Annotated in this window: 21 protein-coding genes and 1 pseudogene; 17 read left to right on the plus strand and 5 right to left on the minus strand. The window is 48.5% G+C overall.

Annotated elements, in window-relative coordinates; genetic code table 11:
* Nucleotides 1-7 precede the first annotated feature (7 nt).
* Entirely contained in the window at nt 8-322 is a 315-nt protein-coding gene (locus FY534_RS00480) for a DUF2508 family protein (RefSeq protein WP_072873658.1), read from the plus strand.
* A 12-nt stretch (nt 323-334) separates the two neighbouring features.
* A complete protein-coding gene (locus tag FY534_RS00485; protein WP_165611955.1) occupies nt 335-604 on the plus strand; it encodes a pro-sigmaK processing inhibitor BofA family protein in 270 nt (89 codons plus the stop codon).
* Nucleotides 605-630: 26 nt separating this feature from the next.
* Here FY534_RS00485 and FY534_RS00490 read toward each other — a convergent pair whose 3' ends face one another.
* Nucleotides 631-2289: a putative polysaccharide biosynthesis protein gene (locus tag FY534_RS00490; protein ID WP_072873656.1), complete on the minus strand. Its 1659-nt coding sequence runs from the start codon at nt 2287-2289 to the stop codon at nt 631-633.
* A gap of 220 nt (nt 2290-2509) precedes the next feature.
* Here FY534_RS00490 and FY534_RS00495 point away from each other — a divergent pair, with 220 nt between their 5' ends.
* The 8 genes from FY534_RS00495 (at nt 2510) to rsmI (ending at nt 8258) form a co-directional block, all read left to right on the plus strand.
* Entirely contained in the window at nt 2510-2701 is a 192-nt protein-coding gene (locus tag FY534_RS00495; RefSeq protein ID WP_072873654.1) for a sigma factor G inhibitor Gin, read from the plus strand.
* Nucleotides 2702-2808: 107 nt separating this feature from the next.
* On the plus strand, nt 2809-4197 hold the full coding sequence (locus FY534_RS00500) for an aminotransferase class I/II-fold pyridoxal phosphate-dependent enzyme (RefSeq protein ID WP_165611954.1): 1389 nt from the start codon (nt 2809-2811) through the stop codon (nt 4195-4197).
* 26 nt (nt 4198-4223) lie between these two features.
* On the plus strand, nt 4224-4841 hold the full coding sequence (tmk, locus tag FY534_RS00505) for a dTMP kinase (protein WP_072873651.1): 618 nt from the start codon (nt 4224-4226) through the stop codon (nt 4839-4841).
* 20 nt (nt 4842-4861) lie between these two features.
* Nucleotides 4862-5191: a cyclic-di-AMP receptor gene (locus FY534_RS00510; RefSeq protein ID WP_072873649.1), complete on the plus strand. Its 330-nt coding sequence runs from the start codon at nt 4862-4864 to the stop codon at nt 5189-5191.
* Nucleotides 5192-5248: 57 nt separating this feature from the next.
* Nucleotides 5249-6193 (plus strand): hypothetical protein, encoded by a 945-nt coding sequence (locus tag FY534_RS00515; RefSeq protein ID WP_203114923.1) that lies wholly within the window; start codon nt 5249-5251, stop codon nt 6191-6193.
* Nucleotides 6186-6845: a PSP1 domain-containing protein gene (locus FY534_RS00520; RefSeq protein ID WP_072873645.1), complete on the plus strand. Its 660-nt coding sequence runs from the start codon at nt 6186-6188 to the stop codon at nt 6843-6845. Before FY534_RS00515 ends, FY534_RS00520 begins: the two co-directional genes overlap by 8 nt.
* Nucleotides 6846-6915: 70 nt before the next feature.
* On the plus strand, nt 6916-7221 hold the full coding sequence (locus FY534_RS00525; RefSeq protein WP_072873643.1) for an initiation-control protein YabA: 306 nt from the start codon (nt 6916-6918) through the stop codon (nt 7219-7221).
* Between the two features lie 122 nt (nt 7222-7343).
* Nucleotides 7344-8258, plus strand: a complete 915-nt coding sequence (gene rsmI, locus FY534_RS00530) for a 16S rRNA (cytidine(1402)-2'-O)-methyltransferase (RefSeq protein WP_072873726.1) — start codon at nt 7344-7346, stop codon at nt 8256-8258.
* A gap of 84 nt (nt 8259-8342) precedes the next feature.
* Here the strand turns inward: rsmI and FY534_RS00535 are convergent, their stop codons facing one another.
* The gene (locus FY534_RS00535) at nt 8343-8585 is read right to left on the minus strand and encodes an AbrB/MazE/SpoVT family DNA-binding domain-containing protein (protein WP_072873725.1); all 243 of its coding nucleotides are present in this window, start codon (nt 8583-8585) and stop codon (nt 8343-8345) included.
* A gap of 462 nt (nt 8586-9047) precedes the next feature.
* On the opposite strand from FY534_RS00535, the gene FY534_RS00540 reads away from it, so the two are divergent.
* Together FY534_RS00540 and FY534_RS14535 are read left to right on the plus strand one after the other, a co-directional pair.
* The gene (locus FY534_RS00540; RefSeq protein ID WP_203114924.1) at nt 9048-9236 is read left to right on the plus strand and encodes a hypothetical protein; all 189 of its coding nucleotides are present in this window, start codon (nt 9048-9050) and stop codon (nt 9234-9236) included.
* Nucleotides 9236-10287 (plus strand): annotated as a pseudogene (locus tag FY534_RS14535) (NRAMP family divalent metal transporter). The gene FY534_RS00540 and the pseudogene FY534_RS14535 overlap by 1 nt, the downstream one beginning before the upstream one ends.
* A gap of 71 nt (nt 10288-10358) precedes the next feature.
* On the opposite strand, the gene FY534_RS00555 reads toward FY534_RS14535, so the two are convergent.
* The 3 genes from FY534_RS00555 to FY534_RS00565 are packed head-to-tail and all read right to left on the minus strand — an operon-like array spanning nt 10359 to nt 12203.
* Entirely contained in the window at nt 10359-10700 is a 342-nt protein-coding gene (locus FY534_RS00555; RefSeq protein WP_072873641.1) for a YolD-like family protein, read from the minus strand.
* Nucleotides 10697-11959: a DNA polymerase IV gene (locus tag FY534_RS00560; protein WP_072873639.1), complete on the minus strand. Its 1263-nt coding sequence runs from the start codon at nt 11957-11959 to the stop codon at nt 10697-10699. Before FY534_RS00560 ends, FY534_RS00555 begins: the two co-directional genes overlap by 4 nt.
* Nucleotides 11946-12203 (minus strand): YhjD family protein, encoded by a 258-nt coding sequence (locus FY534_RS00565; RefSeq protein ID WP_072873638.1) that lies wholly within the window; start codon nt 12201-12203, stop codon nt 11946-11948. The genes FY534_RS00560 and FY534_RS00565 overlap by 14 nt, the downstream gene beginning before the upstream one ends.
* A gap of 301 nt (nt 12204-12504) precedes the next feature.
* Here FY534_RS00565 and FY534_RS00570 point away from each other — a divergent pair, with 301 nt between their 5' ends.
* The 5 genes from FY534_RS00570 to rsmA are packed head-to-tail and all read left to right on the plus strand — an operon-like array spanning nt 12505 to nt 16983.
* A complete protein-coding gene (locus FY534_RS00570; RefSeq protein WP_072873637.1) occupies nt 12505-12723 on the plus strand; it encodes a hypothetical protein in 219 nt (72 codons plus the stop codon).
* A 16-nt stretch (nt 12724-12739) separates the two neighbouring features.
* Entirely contained in the window at nt 12740-14731 is a 1992-nt protein-coding gene (metG, locus tag FY534_RS00575; protein ID WP_072873636.1) for a methionine--tRNA ligase, read from the plus strand.
* On the plus strand, nt 14731-15525 hold the full coding sequence (locus FY534_RS00580) for a TatD family hydrolase (RefSeq protein ID WP_072873634.1): 795 nt from the start codon (nt 14731-14733) through the stop codon (nt 15523-15525). The genes metG and FY534_RS00580 overlap by 1 nt, the downstream gene beginning before the upstream one ends.
* Nucleotides 15518-16114, plus strand: coding sequence for a ribonuclease M5 (locus FY534_RS00585; protein WP_072873632.1), 597 nt, complete (start codon nt 15518-15520; stop codon nt 16112-16114). The genes FY534_RS00580 and FY534_RS00585 overlap by 8 nt, the downstream gene beginning before the upstream one ends.
* Complete coding sequence (rsmA, locus tag FY534_RS00590; RefSeq protein WP_072873630.1) at nt 16111-16983, plus strand: 16S rRNA (adenine(1518)-N(6)/adenine(1519)-N(6))-dimethyltransferase RsmA; 873 nt, start codon at nt 16111-16113, stop codon at nt 16981-16983. The genes FY534_RS00585 and rsmA overlap by 4 nt, the downstream gene beginning before the upstream one ends.
* The last annotated feature ends 33 nt before the right edge of the window (nt 16984-17016 follow it).

The following is a 17016-nucleotide window of genomic DNA, read 5'->3' on the forward strand; positions in this document are numbered from 1 at the left end:
TTTCTTTATGCGTACCCCGACTGCCGCAAAGCCGAAACGTCTCTCTGCGCGATCGCGGTTTAATCCCAAGCGGGATGGAGCAGACGCTTTTGGAGGTGCCGCTGATCCACTTTTTCAAGAAATCGTTCGTTCGCATCGAGCCTGGTTGGAAGCTCAGAGCCAATTTAATGAAGTGAGCGATCCGGAACTTATCGATCATATGGTCTTTCGGTTAGATGCCGCTGAACAGCATTTTCGTTATTTGTTGCACCAGGCGAGACAGCGCCAGTTAGTCGTAGAAGGTGTGTGTTTTGAATGGTTTGAACTGGATGATGGAGTGTAAAGAGGTGATATGATGTCTATACATTGGTTGCTCTACGGCGGAGGTATTCTCCTGGCTCTCATCATTCTCGCTCAATTTTTTCGTAAACCGCTGGATGGGCTGCTGACCCTTCTCAAGATTGCTGTTTTTGGTTGTGTATCTATTTTTGTAATCAATTGGCTAGGAAGCTATGTGCATTTTCATCTCCCATTTAATCCAGCTACTGCTTTGACAGCAGGCATTCTCGGTTTTCCTGGTCTTGCAGCGCTCATTACCTTAAAACTTTGGATTTTTCCGGGTTGAAAATTTAGAACGCCATACAGATTCATTCATCGAGCAGAAGCGTGTTCTGGGTACATTCGGCGGGCTATGATGGCCAATCGCCGACCGATACCTGGTAACGCTTCTAATTCTTTCTCTCGCACGATTCCCAATTTTAGAAGTAGGTAAATATAGACCCAACCTCCGGCTCCCACTGCCAGCAGTAGTTCAACGGCGCTGGTAATGCGTACAGAGCGAATCATCAAATCATGTAAAAACCAATGGGTGACAGCGCGTGTTATCCATAGAACGGCTGCTGTAGGCAATGTGGGCAATAAAAATCGAATACTGTAGCGAAATAAAGAAAATTTTACTTGTCCGTACTTTTTCACAGCCAGTACATTGAGTGTGGAAGAGAATATGTAGCCAATGGTGGTGGCAATGGCGGCACCCATAACACTGTGAAAGGTAGGTATGAGTAATATGTTGAACATAATTTTTACAAATACGCCTAAAAACATATTGCGTACCGGACGATAGAAGTTTCCGAGTCCTTGAAGGATATAGGTAGAAATTAATTCAAGACTTGAGAAAATAGCCATAAAAGAAACGGCTGAAATAATGGGTGCTCCGTCGAAATCACCAGAAAGCGTAGCAGATAAAGGTCTAGCTAATACAAGCAGGACAGCCGCTGCTGGAAAGGTCATGAGAAACATGCCGCGTACAGTTGAACTGACGGTACGCTGTAAGGCGCTCTGATCTTTTTTGGCCTTCGCACTAGAGACAGCTGGCAGAATCGAAACGCCTATGGCATAAGCGAATGTAAGTGGCAATTGAATCAAATAGAGTGCTTGTCGAGTCAAAATGCCGTATTGAGCTGCGGCTTCACGAAAACTATCGTGTGCAGCTATAAGAAGATTTTGTACTGTAAAACTATCCGCAAGATTAGAAATAGGCACCACTAATCCACCCAGAGAGATGGGCAATGCTACTTTATACAAGGTACGCAACGCTTGCCAGTCCGATTGATTGGAAAAAGAAGCGAGTGGTTTGTATTCTCTGCGAATAGGTCGGACAGCCAACGCCAGTAGTAAGGCGCCAGCCGCAGCTCCCACGGTTGCGCCAAAGGTGGCAGACGCACTGCCGAAAACATAGGATTCGTGGCGCACGCGCATGAGATAGTAAGTAGCAGTTACCATCCAAAGAACGCGAAAGATTTGTTCCACCGTTTGTGAGTAAGCGGGCATCTCCAATTGCTGGAATCCTTGCAAATAACCACGGTAGCCACTCATGAAAGGAATAAATAAAAGTGCAAAGGCAAGCGCGCGAAACGAAGGCACCATGTATCGCGCCGCTTCTCCCGAATCCTGCACAGCGGTTAGTCCTGACAGTGCAGGAGCGAGAAACCACATTAACAGAAAGGCAATGATGCCTAAAGGGATAATCGTGCGCATGGCGACTCTGTAATATTGTTCCGCTTCACCATAGCGTTTGATGGCCAAACGTTCAGAAATCAGTTTGCTCATGGCTAGCGGGAAGCCGGCCAAAGCCAACTGTTGGAAAATGGTGAACATGGCGTAGGCATTGTTGTACAAGCCTAAACCCACATTGCCAAGCAGATAGGTGAGTGGAATGATATAGATGATGCCAAGAAATTTGGCAATCCCAACACAGATGACGTATATGGACGCGCCACGCGCGACATTTGTTGCTTTCGTTGGATCCACCTCCGCATTCCACTCCGCATTATAACAGAGAGTTCCGCAGCCTAGAATGCTCTATTTTGAACCTCCTGAGAAGCTCTGTCATAACGTATAGAGAACGGAGTGGCAGCCGCTTGCGCCAGCCGCCAATTTTTTGCCCCCTTCTACGTATAGGATTTCGCGTTAAGAGACAAACTAGAAATAGAAAATACATCTGCTATCTTGCTGGAAAGGCGGTGCAGACATGCGAAACCATTGGCCGTCCGAAACAGAATGCATTATTTGCGGGATGACTAGGAGTGCTGGCATTCGTATATGCGGTGAATTCATCTGTATAGATTGCGAACAGGCCATTGTACATACGGAAGTGGGCGATCCTCGCTATTCACTCTATGTAGAGTGCATGAAGAGAATATGGCTTTCAGCCCTCTCTTGAAAACTCCGATATCCAGTTGAGGTGTTGCCCGTCATTCGTTATGATGAGCGTACAATGTTGGAGTAAAGGGCGGGATCGACATCATCACCTTGGACGAGACACCCATTTTGCGTCAATTGTTGGGTGCAGCGCAGGCTGAACGCTTGTCCATGCATGTGCCCGGCCACCACAGTGGGCGAGACATGCCTGCCTTGTTAGGACAATGGTTGCAATCTGCGTTGCGTATTGATTTGACGGAGCTTCCCGGTCTCGACAATTTGCATGATGCAACGGGGAGTATTTTAGCCTCTCAGAAACTGGCTGCCAGCCATTACGGTTCGCAAGGTTGCTACTATTCTGTCAACGGTTCAACAGCTTGTGTCATGGCGGCTATCTTTGCCTCTGTCGATGAACGACATCGCGACGTCGTTGTCGCTGGGCCATTCCATTGGAGTGTTTGGCGCGGAGCGCAATTGGCACGAGCCAAGCTGTGGCGACTGGCTCCCGTTTGGGATGAAAATCGCCTGGAAATGCTAGTTCCACCTCCTGAAGCAATCGCCAACTGGTTAGCTGATCAGGCACAATCTCACTCATGGGCAGCGATTGTGGTCACCTCGCCAACGTATACGGGACGAGTGGCAGATATAGACGCTTATGCTCGTTTGGCGCACGAATACAACTGCCCGTTGATTGTTGATGAAGCGCACGGCGCTCATTTAGGGCTTGTCACTGATCTACCTCCACACAGTGTGCAACAAGGAGCGGATATTGTTATTCACAGTGCCCACAAGACGCTTCCAGCGCTCACACAAACCGCCTGGGTCCATCATCAGGGTTCTCTATTGTCGGCAGAGCGTCTGAAGTCAGCGCTTTCTTTTTTGCAAACCACCAGTCCCTCATATCTGCTTTTAGCTTCTCTGGACGTCGCGCAAGCTTGGTTGCGTTGTGAAGCTGCAGGAGATGTCTTGCAGCTACAGCAACATTTATCCATGCTTGATAGATGGCGCAATGTTTCAGATGCCGATCCGCTCCGTATCTGGATTCCAACCGGATCGACCAAACGAGCCCAGTTATTGACGGAGGCCTTGGAAAAGGAAAATATTTTTGCGGAATATGTCAATGTAGCAGGCGGCTTGCTCATTCCGCCCTATCATCTCAGTCAACGCGACACAGTTCGCTTAGAGGCATTACTTGTACGTTGGCAGCTTGAATCAGGGGACCTGGACCCTAAACTCTTGGCGATTCTCCAGGCAGTTGCTGAGTGTACGCCGCAAAAGTGTCTGGATACAGCCGATCATTTTCCGCCTCAGGAGACCTGCGTTGTTTGGCAAAGTGGTCATAGCGCAGTGGGCAGAATATCAGCTGCTTGTGTCATTCCTTATCCGCCCGGTATGCCAATTCTTCTGCCTGGCGACGAGATACGTCGTGAACATGTGGAATTGGTTGCCTATTTAGAAGCTTCTGGTGCCATCCCGGTGGGCTGTAAACCAGGATGTCAATTTCCGGTGCTGTCTTGAGATCAGATGAGTGGGGGCAATGTTCTATGTTTGTTACTTTTGAAGGATTGGATGGAGCCGGAAAAAGTACGCAAATTAATCGACTTGTGCAAAAGTTAAAAGAACAGGGCATGAAAGTTTTGGTTACTCGGGAACCGGGTGGAACTTTGGGTGGACAACAAATTCGTGAGTGGCTGCTCAACCCTGATGCAGATTGGACACCTATTGCAGAAGCCTATTTATATGCGGCTTCGCGTGCGCAATTGGTGGAAACTGTGATTCGTCCCGCGCTCCAGAAGGGTGAGATTGTCATTTGTGATCGTTATGTAGATGCTTCTATTGCTTATCAAGGAGCTGGACTTGGTTTAGGAGAACGTCGGGTGGCTGTGTTAAACGAGTTGGCTGTGCAGGATGTACGGCCTGATTTAACTTTTCTCTTTGATTTACCTGTGACGGATTCCCGACACCGGATTGTCCAAGGAAGAGAAGGACAGCAATTGGATAGGATAGAAAAGCGTACAACTGAATATTTTGAGCGTGTACGCCGCTCCTTTTTGGCGATTGCTGCTGCTGAACCGCATCGAGTGGTGATATTGGATGCCAGGCAAAATCGCGAGACGCTGGAGCAGGAAATCTGGTTGACCATCGAGAAATATCTCACATAGGAAAGGTGGGTCAAGCAACAATGAAAATGATGATTGCGATTGTCCAGGATAAGGATAGTCCAAGGCTCGCCCACAATTTGGTTAAAGCTGGAGTGCGTGCCACTAAGCTGGCTTCCACAGGTGGTTTTTTGCATGCAGGCAATACTACATTTATTATTGGTGCGGAAAATGAAAAAGTGGAAGACGTTAAAGAAATTATTCGAAATAGTTGCCGTTCTCGAGAACAGGTTGTTACTCCTATGTCTCCCATGGGAAGTCAGTTGGAATCGTACATTCCTTACCCAGTTTCCGTGCAAGTGGGCGGCGCTACGTTGTTTATTCTAGATATTGAGGAATTTGCACAATTTTAATTTGCCGAGATAGGAATTGCCAAGCTTATCTACGATTTTGATAGAGGAGGGCCAGCGATGGTAGAAGACTCGCTGAGTCCATTTTTTCTTTTTTGGACCCAAAAATATCCTGCACTTGCTGGGTTAGAGCGAGCCTGGATGCAGCAACAACTTCCCCATGCTTTGCTTCTGACGGGTCCACGAGAAACTACTGAACAGTTTGCCAGCCAGTTTGCCAAGTTTTTGCTTTGTCAGGATGAATCGCGCCCTTGTGGCAGCTGTTCTTCTTGCCGCCAATTTGCTGCTCATATCCATCCTGACGTTTTTACTTTTGACAACTCGGAAATTCCGATAAAGACAGCTCGTTTGGAAGAGTTACAGGTATGGATGAGCCGACGTGCGCATTATGGGCAAAAAAAAATTTATATTCTTCCTGGATTGGACAAGTTGTCTTTAGTGGCCGCCAATCGTCTTTTGAAATGTTTGGAAGAGCCAGAGTCGGAAATACTGGCCATACTCTTGGCAGAATCTTTGGGTGGGGTGTTGCCTACTCTGCGTTCACGTAGTTTTGCTTATGAAATGCAGTCAGGTCGTTCTTTTCCTTGGGAGGATGCGGTGGTTCACCAATCCCTGCTTGCTTTGGAAGGAGAAGAATCTTCGATTGCAGGTAGTTTCGAGCAGGTGCTACAATGGATTGAAGCGTGGATGGCAACACCAGAATCACCGCTTTTATTAGCCCAACAGTGGCTGAAAATATTTTCGAGTGTTCAATTGGCCAATGGTCTACAGCTCTTGTTAGCTGTATTTCGAGATATGATACACATTTCTTTAGGAGACAGCCAAAATTTGCGTTTCCCTGTTTTGCTTGAGCGGCACTCACTGGAGCGCTGGCCCGTGCAGATTTGGACTCAAGCGGCTGATGTGGTGCAGGAAACACTTCGCAGGCACGCTGCGCATGTGATGCCGCAGTTGAATGTGGAGAGAATGTGCATTTGTTTGCGAGGGGTGAGGATTGGTGTATAGCATTGTTGGCGTCCGCTTTAAGGCCGCCGGTAAAATTTATTATTTCGATCCCGGTGAAGCTGTCATTGAGCAGGGCGCCAGTGTCATTGTGGAAACTGCTCGCGGTGTAGAATTCGGTCAAGTGGTTGTAGGTCGCAGGGAAGTAGGAGAAGAAGACGTAGTGCTTCCCCTGAAACCAGTCTTAAGAGTCGCCACAGAAGAAGATTGTCAGATGGTTTCTTATAATATGGAAAAAGCGCGCGAAGCCATGCGGATTTTTCGTGAAAAAGTCGACCACCACGGTCTGGAGATGAAGTTGGTTGATGCGGAATATACTTTCGATCGCAATAAATTGATTTTTTATTTTACAGCCGAAGGCCGTGTTGATTTTCGTCAGTTAGTGAAAGACTTGGCAAGTGTTTTTAAAGTTCGTATCGAGTTGCGTCAAATTGGTGTTCGAGATGAGGCTAAGATGCTTGGCGGCATTGGACCCTGCGGACGCTTGCTCTGTTGCAGCACTTGGATGGGCGAGTTTGATCCGGTCTCCATTCGTATGGCCAAAGACCAAAGTCTCTCCCTCAACCCATCAAAAATTTCCGGCTTGTGCGGACGTTTAATGTGTTGCCTTAAATTTGAGAACGATTCGTATCAGGATGAAAGCATTATTGTCTAGCCGCTCGTTTGCTGATACAAGTCAGCCAAGCGTTGAAAAAGTTAGCCGCTTTTACCGATAGGAGAAGGTTATGGATAAAGCGTCTCTGTTTGTTCAGGTTGCCAATATGGAAGAGCGCTTGGGAGAACTGTACATGGAGTTAGGTTCTCTTAAGGAGAAAATCCTGCAATTAATAGAGGAAAATCAGCGCTTGCAGCAAGAGAACAGTCGCTTACTGCAACAGTTGCAAGAGGACGAACCCATGGGGGATTCGCAATCGCATCATAACTTGTTGCGTATTTATGAAGAGGGATTCCACGTCTGTCATGTCAACTACGGAAGCTTGCGCACAGATGGAGAATGCTTATTCTGCCTGTCCTTTCTTGGGAAACACTAGACGGTTCTATTTTGGACCGTCTTTTGATACGATTTTGCAATTCTAAGGCGTATTTTCTCCAGTTAGAATGATTCCATTTTTGGCTTGATGGTTGCAGGAGGTGGCATGCTCTTTTGGTCAAGATGAAAAGTTTCGGCGATACAGGGCCGAAACTTTATCTATGTAGCACGCCCATTGGCAATCTGGATGATGTGACGCCGCGCCTTCTTGAAACACTGGCAAGTGCAGAACTGCTGGCTGCTGAAGATACTCGGCAGACTCGTAAACTGCTATCACGCTATCAAATCCATGCGAAGCGACTGATTTCTTTTCACGAGCATAATTCGAATCATCGTCTTCCCATATTAGTCTCTGCTTGGGAAAACGGTGATTCAGTTGCGCTTGTCACAGATGCTGGAACTCCCTGTGTGTCCGATCCCGGTCAGTCCGCTGTGAGGGCGGCTATTCAGATGGGAGTACCCGTTATTCCGATACCAGGTGCCAGTGCGGTCTTATCGGCGTTGGTGGTCAGTGGTTTGACTTCGGAGCGTTTTGCTTTTCATGGTTTTTTGTCACGTGACAAAAAAAATGCTCGTAGAGAGTTGGCAGCTTATCAGCATTATCAGGGTTCTTTGGTGATTTATGAGGCCCCGCATCGACTGCAAACGACTTTGCAGTTGGTGAAAGAAATGTTTCCCAATTGCCCCATGGCTGTTTGCAAGGAATTGACGAAACAGCATGAAACGGTTTGGCGGGGATCGGTGGAAGAAATAGAGTCTGAGATCAGTAGTGAGGAAATACGTGGAGAGTTTGTTCTTGTACTGGATTTGGCAGAATATGCTCTCTCTTCTACGGTAATGGATACGGAAAAGGAATCGTTGGATAAGCAGATGGCTGAGGAATCGCCTTTGGAGTATGCCCTGGATGAGGTTAACGTTGCTATGGCAGAAGGGCAATCTATGCGTGATGCTGTCCGTGAAGTGGCTAAGCGGTTGGCGGTGTCACGTAGTCAACTGTATCAGCTTGCATTGAAGCAACTTTCGCAGGGAGACTCGTGATAAAAAGCTGCTCTTACTCTTTGTTTGTTCAAAAAGAGTAAAAGCAGCTTGTCTAAGCGAATTGTAAGAGTTAGCTGTAAGTCCTTAAGCCTGCATTTCAGAAATGCATGATGGGCAGATATTTTTACCTTTGAAATGAACAATTTCATCTGCCTGTCCGCAGAATATGCAAGCTGGTTCGTATTTCTTCAGAATAATTCGGTCGCCATCTACATAAATTTCGAGAGCGTCCTTTTCGCCAATACCTAGTGTACGGCGAAGTTCAATGGGAATTACTACGCGTCCTAGTTCATCCACCTTACGAACAATACCTGTCGATTTCACCAGTATCATCCCCTGACTTAAGATTTAGTTTTGCTAACGGATCCTGTTTTTTATTTATTCTCTGGATAAAAAGGAAGAGAATGAATATGACGAATTCAAAATCTCTACACTTTCGCCAGAATTGTCTCTACTATACCTGATATCAAAATTTTTGCAAGACCTTACAGTTGTTGCAAAAGATTTTGTCGAATCTTGTCAGATCTCTGTTCACATATTAGACAAAATGTGACACGGATCACAACTCGATCCAAAAAATAGATATTCTACTGGGTTCAACAAGTTCCTTCTACTTGATAAAAAAATTTTTGTAGAGCCAACAAACTGTTGCAATTAGTTTAGGCTAACTATATAATTTCTTCGTCAAAACATGATTATTTTACTCAACTTTCAGAACGGATCGGCCAAAGAGATTGCGAGAAGGTGGCGTGGCACTTTTGGCGGATATGAAGAAATGAGGTTTGGGGATTGCCAAATGCAGATCGTGCGGATGTGATGATGCCGGCGGGCCGTTTGCGCAAACTGATGCTGCTTGTCAGCATACTTGGACCAGGACTGATGGTCATGTTGGCAGATACGGATGCAGGCAGTGTGATTACCGCCGCTCAGTCAGGAGCTATGTGGGATATCGTATGGTATTGCCACAAATCGTGTTGATGCCGATTCTTTATTTTGTGCAGGAGATTACTGTACGTTTAGGTATTTTGACGGGTAAGGGACATGGAACGCTGATTCGTGAAAAGTTCGGGAAAAATTGGGCCCTTCTATCTGTCATTACCCTGTTTATCACTTCGGTCGGCGCTTTGGTCACAGAGTTTTCGGGTGTTGCGGGTGTGAGTGCCATGTTTGGCATACCCAAGCTTTGGAGCGTCAGTGCTGCTACGATATTATTAATTGTCCTTGGCGTCTCTGGCAGTTATCGTCGTGTTGAACGAGTTGGTATTGCCATGGGTCTCTTTCAGTTGTTTTTTGTAGTAGCTATGTTTTGGGTGCATCCGAGTATTTCCGCATTGACTCATCAGATGATGCAGATTCCATTATCTAATCGTAATTATTTGTTTTTATTGGCTGCCAATGTAGGTGCTGTGATTATGCCGTGGATGATTTTTTATCAGCAAGGTGCAGTCATTGACAAAGGTTTGCGTTTGGAAAATATGCCCACCGCTAAACGAGACACCTTGATTGGGGCGATTGTGACCCAATTGATTATGCTGGCTGTAGTTGTGGTTTTGGCGGTAGCTCATCCACATCAAGCTTTAAATACGATTGGACAGATTGCTACTGCTGTGGCGCCGTTTATGGGGAGCAAGCTTCCCGTTGGATGTTGGGCTTGGGGATGCTTGGGGCGAGTATGATTGCTGCTTTGGTGGTCTCGATTGCCGGCGCTTGGGGAGTCAGCGAAGCATTTGGAATTCAGCACAGTCTCAATGCTCGCTGGCGTGATGCTCGTTGGTTTTACTCAATATATACTCTTGCCCACGTGCTTGGCGCTGTATGGGTTTTACTCAGTGTGGACTTGGTTCAATTGAATATTGATATTGAAGTGATGAACGCTATTTTGCTGCCGATTGTTTTAGGATTTCTTTTGCTGCTGGAAGCTAAAGCATTGCCGGATGAATGGCGAATGAAAGGCACTTATAAATACATGGTATGGGCCATTTGTTTGCTGGTGATGGTGTTTGGACTGTATACGTTAGTATCTCTCTAAACAGTTGGCCTCTTTTGACAGGTGGAACTTGTTTTTTCCATATGTCGCGTGCGATTTCTGAATCCAGTGTTTTAATCGCTGAACTCGTCTAGATGGATTCGGAGAATATCTTCTTTTGGGATTTTGTGCGTTTTCTGCTCGGCTTGTAGATGCAGAGAAGAGGGCGTAGCGTGTGTCAGCCATCCGCTCAGAGGTTTGCGCTTGCCGTTTTGGAAAACTTCTAGTTGTATAAGGGCTGGAAGATGAAGGGAAAGCAATTGTTCCATAGCCCAATTCAAAGATTCCAGTTGCTGTTCATCCAGCAAGGGTTGTGGCAGACGCTCCTTTCGGCGGCGAAATTCGGCACTTGCTGCGCGATGTTCGGGAAGCAGGAGACGCATGGATTCGAAAATATTTCCTTCATTTATCTTCACGCAAAATGACCTCCTATTTTGACAGCCCGTGTGTGTTTTTGGCCCGCAGGCAACAAACTGCTGGTGCGGATAATGCTCGTTTCGCCAAAGGTGGCATGTAAATGGTCCACAGTACGCCAAAGTTGCTGGCGGCGCGGCACATTTTCAAAGAGATCGAGCTGTGTACCGCTTTCCTCAGTCAGCAAATCGAGTGAGACACTCACAGCTCGCACGCCACTTCCGTCCCAATGCGTATCGAGCAGGGAGAGTAAAATCGGGTAAAGTTGTTCACTGCGATTGGTTGGGCGCGGCAGGGTTTTGGCACGGAAAAATCCACCTGTCATGCCCTCGTAGGTCAGCCCAAGCCCTATGCGCCGCCCGCACTGCTGTGTGTAACGGGTACGAGAGCAGACTTCGTCCAATAGTTCTAAAATTACTACCGCTACTTCTTCTCTCTGATAAAAATCGCGAGGTAGCGTAGTGCGGTTGCTGTAACCCCGATGCGGCGTCTGTAACGCATTGTCGTTCAAAGTGCTGCCATCCTGGCCTTGGGCCCATCGCTGGATAACCTCTCCCCATACACCAAACCGCGTCCGCAAACGTCCCAGTGGTAAGCGTGCCACATCGCCAATTGTTTGGCATCCAAACTCTTCTATTAATATTTGCGCGCGCCGTTTCAGTCCCCACATCTCTGTTACAGGTAGTGCGTGCAATTCGTGTATCAATTGATCTTGCGTCCACCAGATCACGCCGCCCCGTCTGTGTTTGGCCGCCTTATTGGCCATTTTGGCTGCCCATTTGTTAGGAGCGAGACCCACCCGGCAACGAATACGAAATTGATCCCAGATACGGGTGCGCAATTCGCTGGCGGTTTGTAACGGATCGGCAAAAAAATGGCTTGGATAAGGAAAGGCAAAGAAGCATTCGTCAATCGAGAAAGATTCTGCCTTAGGGAACATTTGACGAATGGTCTCTTGAATACGCAGAGAAGTTTCCAAATAAAGACGCATGCGTGGTCGCACGCAGATGAGTTTTGGGCATGCGCGGACAGCTTCCCCCAGTCGCATGGCGGTGGAAACGCCCATTGCTTTGGCTGTTGGCGAGGCGGCCAAAACAATACCGCTTCGTCGCTCTGGATCACCTGTAACGGCGAGTGGGGGGTCGCTCTCATCGCATTCTAAATGCCGGCTGGCTGTGAAGGCTGGAGTGGTGGCCACCTCCACTGACGCGTAGAAACTTTGCATATCCACTAGACCTACAATCCATTCAGTGCTGCTCATGGACAGGACCCAGTTGCATCCGTGCTTCCAGCTCTGCTGTCAGCATGGGGCGCATATAAATGGCTTCGTGTGTGTATCCTTTTTCTTTATATTTGACTACCCACTCCAAGTCTTCTTCCATCACGTCTACAATCTCTGTTTGGCTCTCCTTCAAAAGGCGAAGTAAGCGTGCCCGTTGTTGATGGATATGTCGCTCTGCCAAATCGAGCAGAAGGAGGCCGCGAATGGCTAAAGTTGGTCTCATGATTGATCACCCTTAACGAACATATGTTCGTATTTATCAGTATATGCATTTCTGCGCTGAAATCAAGCGAAAAGTTTTGTGAAATTTTGAGGGGGATTGAATGAAATGCTGAATTGACGAAGTGGATAGGGTTTTGTAGAATTTCTCCAAGAGCTTTATTGTCAAACGAATCTCGAATAAGAGCCTATGAAAAAAGGGTACCTGGCGCACAGTCCGCAGCGAGTCGGGAGGGTGCGAGCCGATGGCGAGGTGGCCAGGGAGTATGATTTTGGAGGCCGCAGGCTGAGCGTAGGGGCGAGGTTTGCGCGGAAGTCCCCGTTACCGGACAGAGTGGACAGAAAAGCATGTCCGCTTGCCAGAGGTGCGTCATACGGTAATGAGAATGATGATTGCAGTTTCAACCAACATCATTTTTCAGCCCGAGCGCATGAATTTGGGTGGTACCGCGGCTATACAGCTCGCCCCAAACAGGGGCGGGCTTTTTGGTGTTACACCGATTGGTATGGACTGGCATGGATAGAGAAGGGAGTTTTAACATGACGAATCCAAAAACATTTTACGTTACCACACCTATTTATTACCCGAGCAATCGCTTGCATATTGGGCACGCCTATACCACGGTAGCTGCTGATGCCATTGCCCGCTATAAGCGGTTGCGTGGCTACGATGTCATGTTTCTTACAGGGACGGACGAACACGGCCAGAAAATCCAGCAAAGCGCGGAGGCTGCTGGTCAGAAGCCACTCGAGTTTCTCGATGGCATTATTGCCTGGATTCAAAATTTGTGGAAAGAGTTGGACATTTCCTACAACGATTTTATCCGCACCACAGAGTCCCGTCATACCGAAGTGGTGCAGGCCCTGTTTGAACGGTTGGTTGCGCAGGGGGACATCTATTTATCCGATTATGAAGGGTGGTATTGCACACCCTGTGAATCTTTCTGGAGTGAACGCGAATTGGTGGACGGCAAGTGTCCTGATTGTGGCCGTCCTGTGCATTACACCAAAGAGGAAAGCTACTTTTTCCGGATGAGTCGATATGTTGACCGACTTCTCCAGTTTTATGAGGAAAATCCAGAATTCATACAACCAGAATCGCGCAAAAACGAGATGATTAACAACTTTATCAAACCTGGCTTGCAAGATTTATGTGTTTCTCGAACTTCTTTTGATTGGGGCGTACATGTGCCAAGCAACCCGAAACACGTTGTCTACGTCTGGCTCGATGCGCTTACCAACTACATTACGGCTATTGGTTATGGATCGTCTGATCCGCAAAAGGAGGAGCAGTTTGCACGCTACTGGCCTGCAGACGTCCATCTGGTGGGCAAGGAGATTGTCCGTTTCCACACCATCTACTGGCCAATCTTTTTAATGGCGCTTGGTTTGCCGTTGCCGAAGAAGGTCTACGCTCATGGCTGGCTGCTGATGAAAGACGGGAAAATGAGCAAATCCAAAGGTAATGTGGTCGATCCGCTTCTGCTCATTGAGCGCTATGGGCGAGACGCGATTCGCTATTTCTTGTTGCGTGAAATTCCGTTCGGACAGGATGGCGTTTTCACACCGGAAGCGTTGATTGAACGGCTCAATTTTGATTTGGCGAACGATCTGGGCAATCTTGTTCATCGCAGTGTGGCTATGTTGCATCGTTATCGGCAAGGTGTGGTGCCGCGCCCGGGGCAGCGGGAAGCGGTCGATCTCGCTTTGGCTCATTTAGTGGCTGAGACAGTCGACGCAGTAGAGGCGTACATGGAACGGTTGGAATTCTCTGTGGCGCTGGAGGCACTGTGGAAGTTGGTACGTCAGGGCAACAAATATATTGACGAGACTGCTCCTTGGGCGCTTGCCAAGAATGATCAACAGGAGCGGCTGGATACGGTGCTCTATCATATGGTAGAAACGATTCGCGTCCTTTCGATACTTGTACAGCCGTTCATGACAGATTTTCCTCGTGCTGTGGTTGCGCAGTTTGGTTTCCCGGTAGACGCTTTTAGCTGGGCCTCGTTGCGCGAGTTTGGCCAGCACAGTGCGGGTCTCAACGTGATCGAGCAAAAACCGCATTTTCCTAGACTTGATGTAGCTGAAGAGATTGCAGCACTGGATGCCTTAATGGGTGCGCGGACAACTGCGTCCCCATCTGCTGCAGTTCCTGGCGCGGCAACCGTTTCGTCTGACGCCAGCCAGCAGCCAATAGAGGAGAAGATGCCACTGATTGGTGTGGATACGTTTGGGCAAGTGGAGTTGCGTGTAGGTCAGATTGTGGCTGCTGAAAAAATCGCCAAGGCGGATAAATTGCTCAAGCTTCAGGTCGACCTTGGTAGTGAGACGCGGCAAATTGTCTCTGGAATAGCGCTACATTATCGTCCGGAAGAGCTGTTGGGAACGCGGGTTGTTGTGGTGACCAATCTTAAACCTGTCAAGCTGCGAGGCGTAGAATCCAATGGCATGATTTTGGCGGCTTCGTCGGGAGACACCTTAAAGCTGGTTACTGTGCCTGAAGGTCTGCCGAATGGGAGTGTTGTGAAATAATGCTGTTTGACACCCATTGCCATTTGATGGATGACCGTTTTCGGGAAGATTTGCCGCACGTTATAGAGCGTGCTCGCGCTGTAGGTGTCACAGAAATAGTTGTACCTGGAGTGGATGTGGAAAGTTCGCGAAAGGCCCTTGAAATTGCTGAGGCGTACTCAGGGGTGTATGCTGCGGTAGGCATTCATCCAGAGGCGGTAGGGCGCGTTTCTGATGATGATTACGCGGCGATTGAAACTATGGCTGCACATCCGCGTGTAGTGGCAATTGGCGAGATTGGACTGGACTACTATTGGGACGCTGCGCCTCGCGACGTTCAGCGGGCAGCGTTTGTTCGCCAGATTGAGATGGCCCGCCGTCTCCAATTGCCAGTCATTGTGCACAACCGCGAATCCACAGGAGATGTTCTGCAGTGTCTGCAAGAGGCTCATGTGGAAGAAGTGGGCGGTATCATGCATTGTTTCAACGGCAGTGAAGAGACGGCCAAAATTTGTCTAGCTATGGGCATGTACTTGTCGTTTGGCGGACCCATCACGTTTAAGAATGCGCGCAATGTACAGGCTGTAGCCTCGACGGTACCGAGGGACAGGCTGCTGGTGGAGACGGACGCGCCCTACCTGACTCCCCATCCGCATCGTGGAACGCGCAACGAGCCTGCGTATGTTCAACTGGTTGCACAGCGTTTGGCGCAAGCGCAGGGAATAAGCTACGAGCAGATATGTGACTATACGCGAGCCAATGCTCTGCGCCTGTTTATGAAAATTGGAGAGGGAGAGGGGCAGAGGCATGGCTGATCAGTCGTTGCCGCGCATCCCTGAATTGATTGTGGTAGAGGGTGTGCATGATTGGCAACGTGTTCGGGAGGCGGTGGAAGCAGACGTTTGGGTGCTTGGCGGCGAGCGTTTCAGTCGCGCAACCTACCATGCTTTACGGCGGGCGGTGCAAGTTCGGGGGGTCATTCTTTTGACCGATCCCGATGGGCCTGGTCAACGCATTCGCCAGCGCATTGATCGGGCTGTGCCAGGATGTCTGCATGCTCATCTGCCGAAGCGTTTGGCGGTGGGCGGCCAGAAACTAGGCATTGAACACGCGCAACCAGAAGATATTCGTCAAGTATTGCTGGCTGTGCGTCGACCTCGCGTGCAAGATCAAGAGGCAACTGCCAACCAGCCTTTTACCATTGCTGATTTGCAGGAAAACGGGCTCACGGCTTGTCCTGAAGCCATGGAACGGCGTCAATGGTTGGGCGACTGGCTTGGCATTGGCGGTGGCAATAGCAAGTCGTTTGTGTACAAATTAAACGCTCTGGGTGTTACGCGTGAAGAATGGCGCATAGCTTTGGAGCGGCTCTACGACCACGAAAAGGAGACGCATCAGGCATGAAACCAGATATCACGCGACCATCTGTCCTGCGGGAATTGCTTGGCCGCCATGGATTTACACTCAAAAAACAGTTAGGACAAAACTTTCTCATAGACAGTCACGCTCTAGACAGCATCGTTGATGCGGCAGACATCCATGCTGATACGAGCGTCATTGAAATTGGTCCGGGTGCTGGGGTTTTGACGACCCGTTTGGCAGAGCGAGCAGCACGGGTCTTGGCGGTTGAAAAAGATGACTCCCTTCGACCTGTGCTGGAGGAGGTGCTGTCTGGAACAGACAATGTGACTTTGCTTTTTGCCGACGCTCTGGAAGTTTCCCTGGAGGATTGGGTAGGGCAGCATTGGGGCGAAGTGAAACGGTTGGTAGTAGCCGCCAATTTGCCGTATTACATCACTACACCGCTGCTCTTTCATATACTTGAAAGTAATCTTCCCGTTAGTGATATGGTGATTTTGGTGCAAAAAGAAGTAGCCGATCGCTTGCTCGCCAAGCCTGGTGGCAAAGACTATGGCGTACTCACAGTGATGGCTCAATGGCGGGCGGAAGTACAGCGTGTGGTGAATGTGTCGGCCAACTGTTTTCTGCCTCCTCCTACGGTGGAGTCGAGTGTCGTGCGTCTAGCGGTTCGTTCACAACCTCCCTATCCGTTACAGCGTGAAGCAGCCTTGCGAAAGGTTGTGCGTGCAGCTTTTGGCATGCGCCGCAAAACATTGGATAATGCCTTGGCAGGTGGATTGAGTCTTTCTAAATCGGCAGTAACCCATCTTCTCGCTTGTGCTCAAATTGACGGCAAACGGCGCGGAGAAACGCTTGATTTGCAAGAATTTGCACGCTTGGCTAATGCGTTTGTCGAAAATGGCGTACAATAAGAGGTAAAATAAGAACAAAAAGAACAAAGCACA

Source organism: Alicyclobacillus sp. TC (assembly GCF_016804365.1).
In the GTDB taxonomy this organism is placed as follows: domain Bacteria; phylum Bacillota; class Bacilli; order Alicyclobacillales; family Alicyclobacillaceae; genus Alicyclobacillus_I; species Alicyclobacillus_I tolerans.

What these genes read in the sequence shown, in the direction of transcription:
- FY534_RS00480 (WP_072873658.1), top strand. Translation starts at nt 8, where the DNA reads ATGCGTACCCCGACTGCCGCAAAGCCGAAACGTCTCTCTGCGCGATCG.
- FY534_RS00485 (WP_165611955.1), top strand. Translation starts at nt 335, where the DNA reads ATGTCTATACATTGGTTGCTCTACGGCGGAGGTATTCTCCTGGCTCTC.
- FY534_RS00495 (WP_072873654.1), top strand. Translation starts at nt 2,510, where the DNA reads ATGCGAAACCATTGGCCGTCCGAAACAGAATGCATTATTTGCGGGATG.
- tmk (WP_072873651.1), top strand. Translation starts at nt 4,224, where the DNA reads ATGTTTGTTACTTTTGAAGGATTGGATGGAGCCGGAAAAAGTACGCAA.
- FY534_RS00510 (WP_072873649.1), top strand. Translation starts at nt 4,862, where the DNA reads ATGAAAATGATGATTGCGATTGTCCAGGATAAGGATAGTCCAAGGCTC.
- FY534_RS00515 (WP_203114923.1), top strand. Translation starts at nt 5,249, where the DNA reads ATGGTAGAAGACTCGCTGAGTCCATTTTTTCTTTTTTGGACCCAAAAA.
- FY534_RS00525 (WP_072873643.1), top strand. Translation starts at nt 6,916, where the DNA reads ATGGATAAAGCGTCTCTGTTTGTTCAGGTTGCCAATATGGAAGAGCGC.
- rsmI (WP_072873726.1), top strand. Translation starts at nt 7,344, where the DNA reads ATGAAAAGTTTCGGCGATACAGGGCCGAAACTTTATCTATGTAGCACG.
- FY534_RS00560 (WP_072873639.1), bottom strand. Translation starts at nt 11,959, where the DNA reads ATGAGCAGCACTGAATGGATTGTAGGTCTAGTGGATATGCAAAGTTTC.
- FY534_RS00565 (WP_072873638.1), bottom strand. Translation starts at nt 12,203, where the DNA reads ATGAGACCAACTTTAGCCATTCGCGGCCTCCTTCTGCTCGATTTGGCA.
- metG (WP_072873636.1), top strand. Translation starts at nt 12,740, where the DNA reads ATGACGAATCCAAAAACATTTTACGTTACCACACCTATTTATTACCCG.
- FY534_RS00580 (WP_072873634.1), top strand. Translation starts at nt 14,731, where the DNA reads ATGCTGTTTGACACCCATTGCCATTTGATGGATGACCGTTTTCGGGAA.
- FY534_RS00585 (WP_072873632.1), top strand. Translation starts at nt 15,518, where the DNA reads ATGGCTGATCAGTCGTTGCCGCGCATCCCTGAATTGATTGTGGTAGAG.
- rsmA (WP_072873630.1), top strand. Translation starts at nt 16,111, where the DNA reads ATGAAACCAGATATCACGCGACCATCTGTCCTGCGGGAATTGCTTGGC.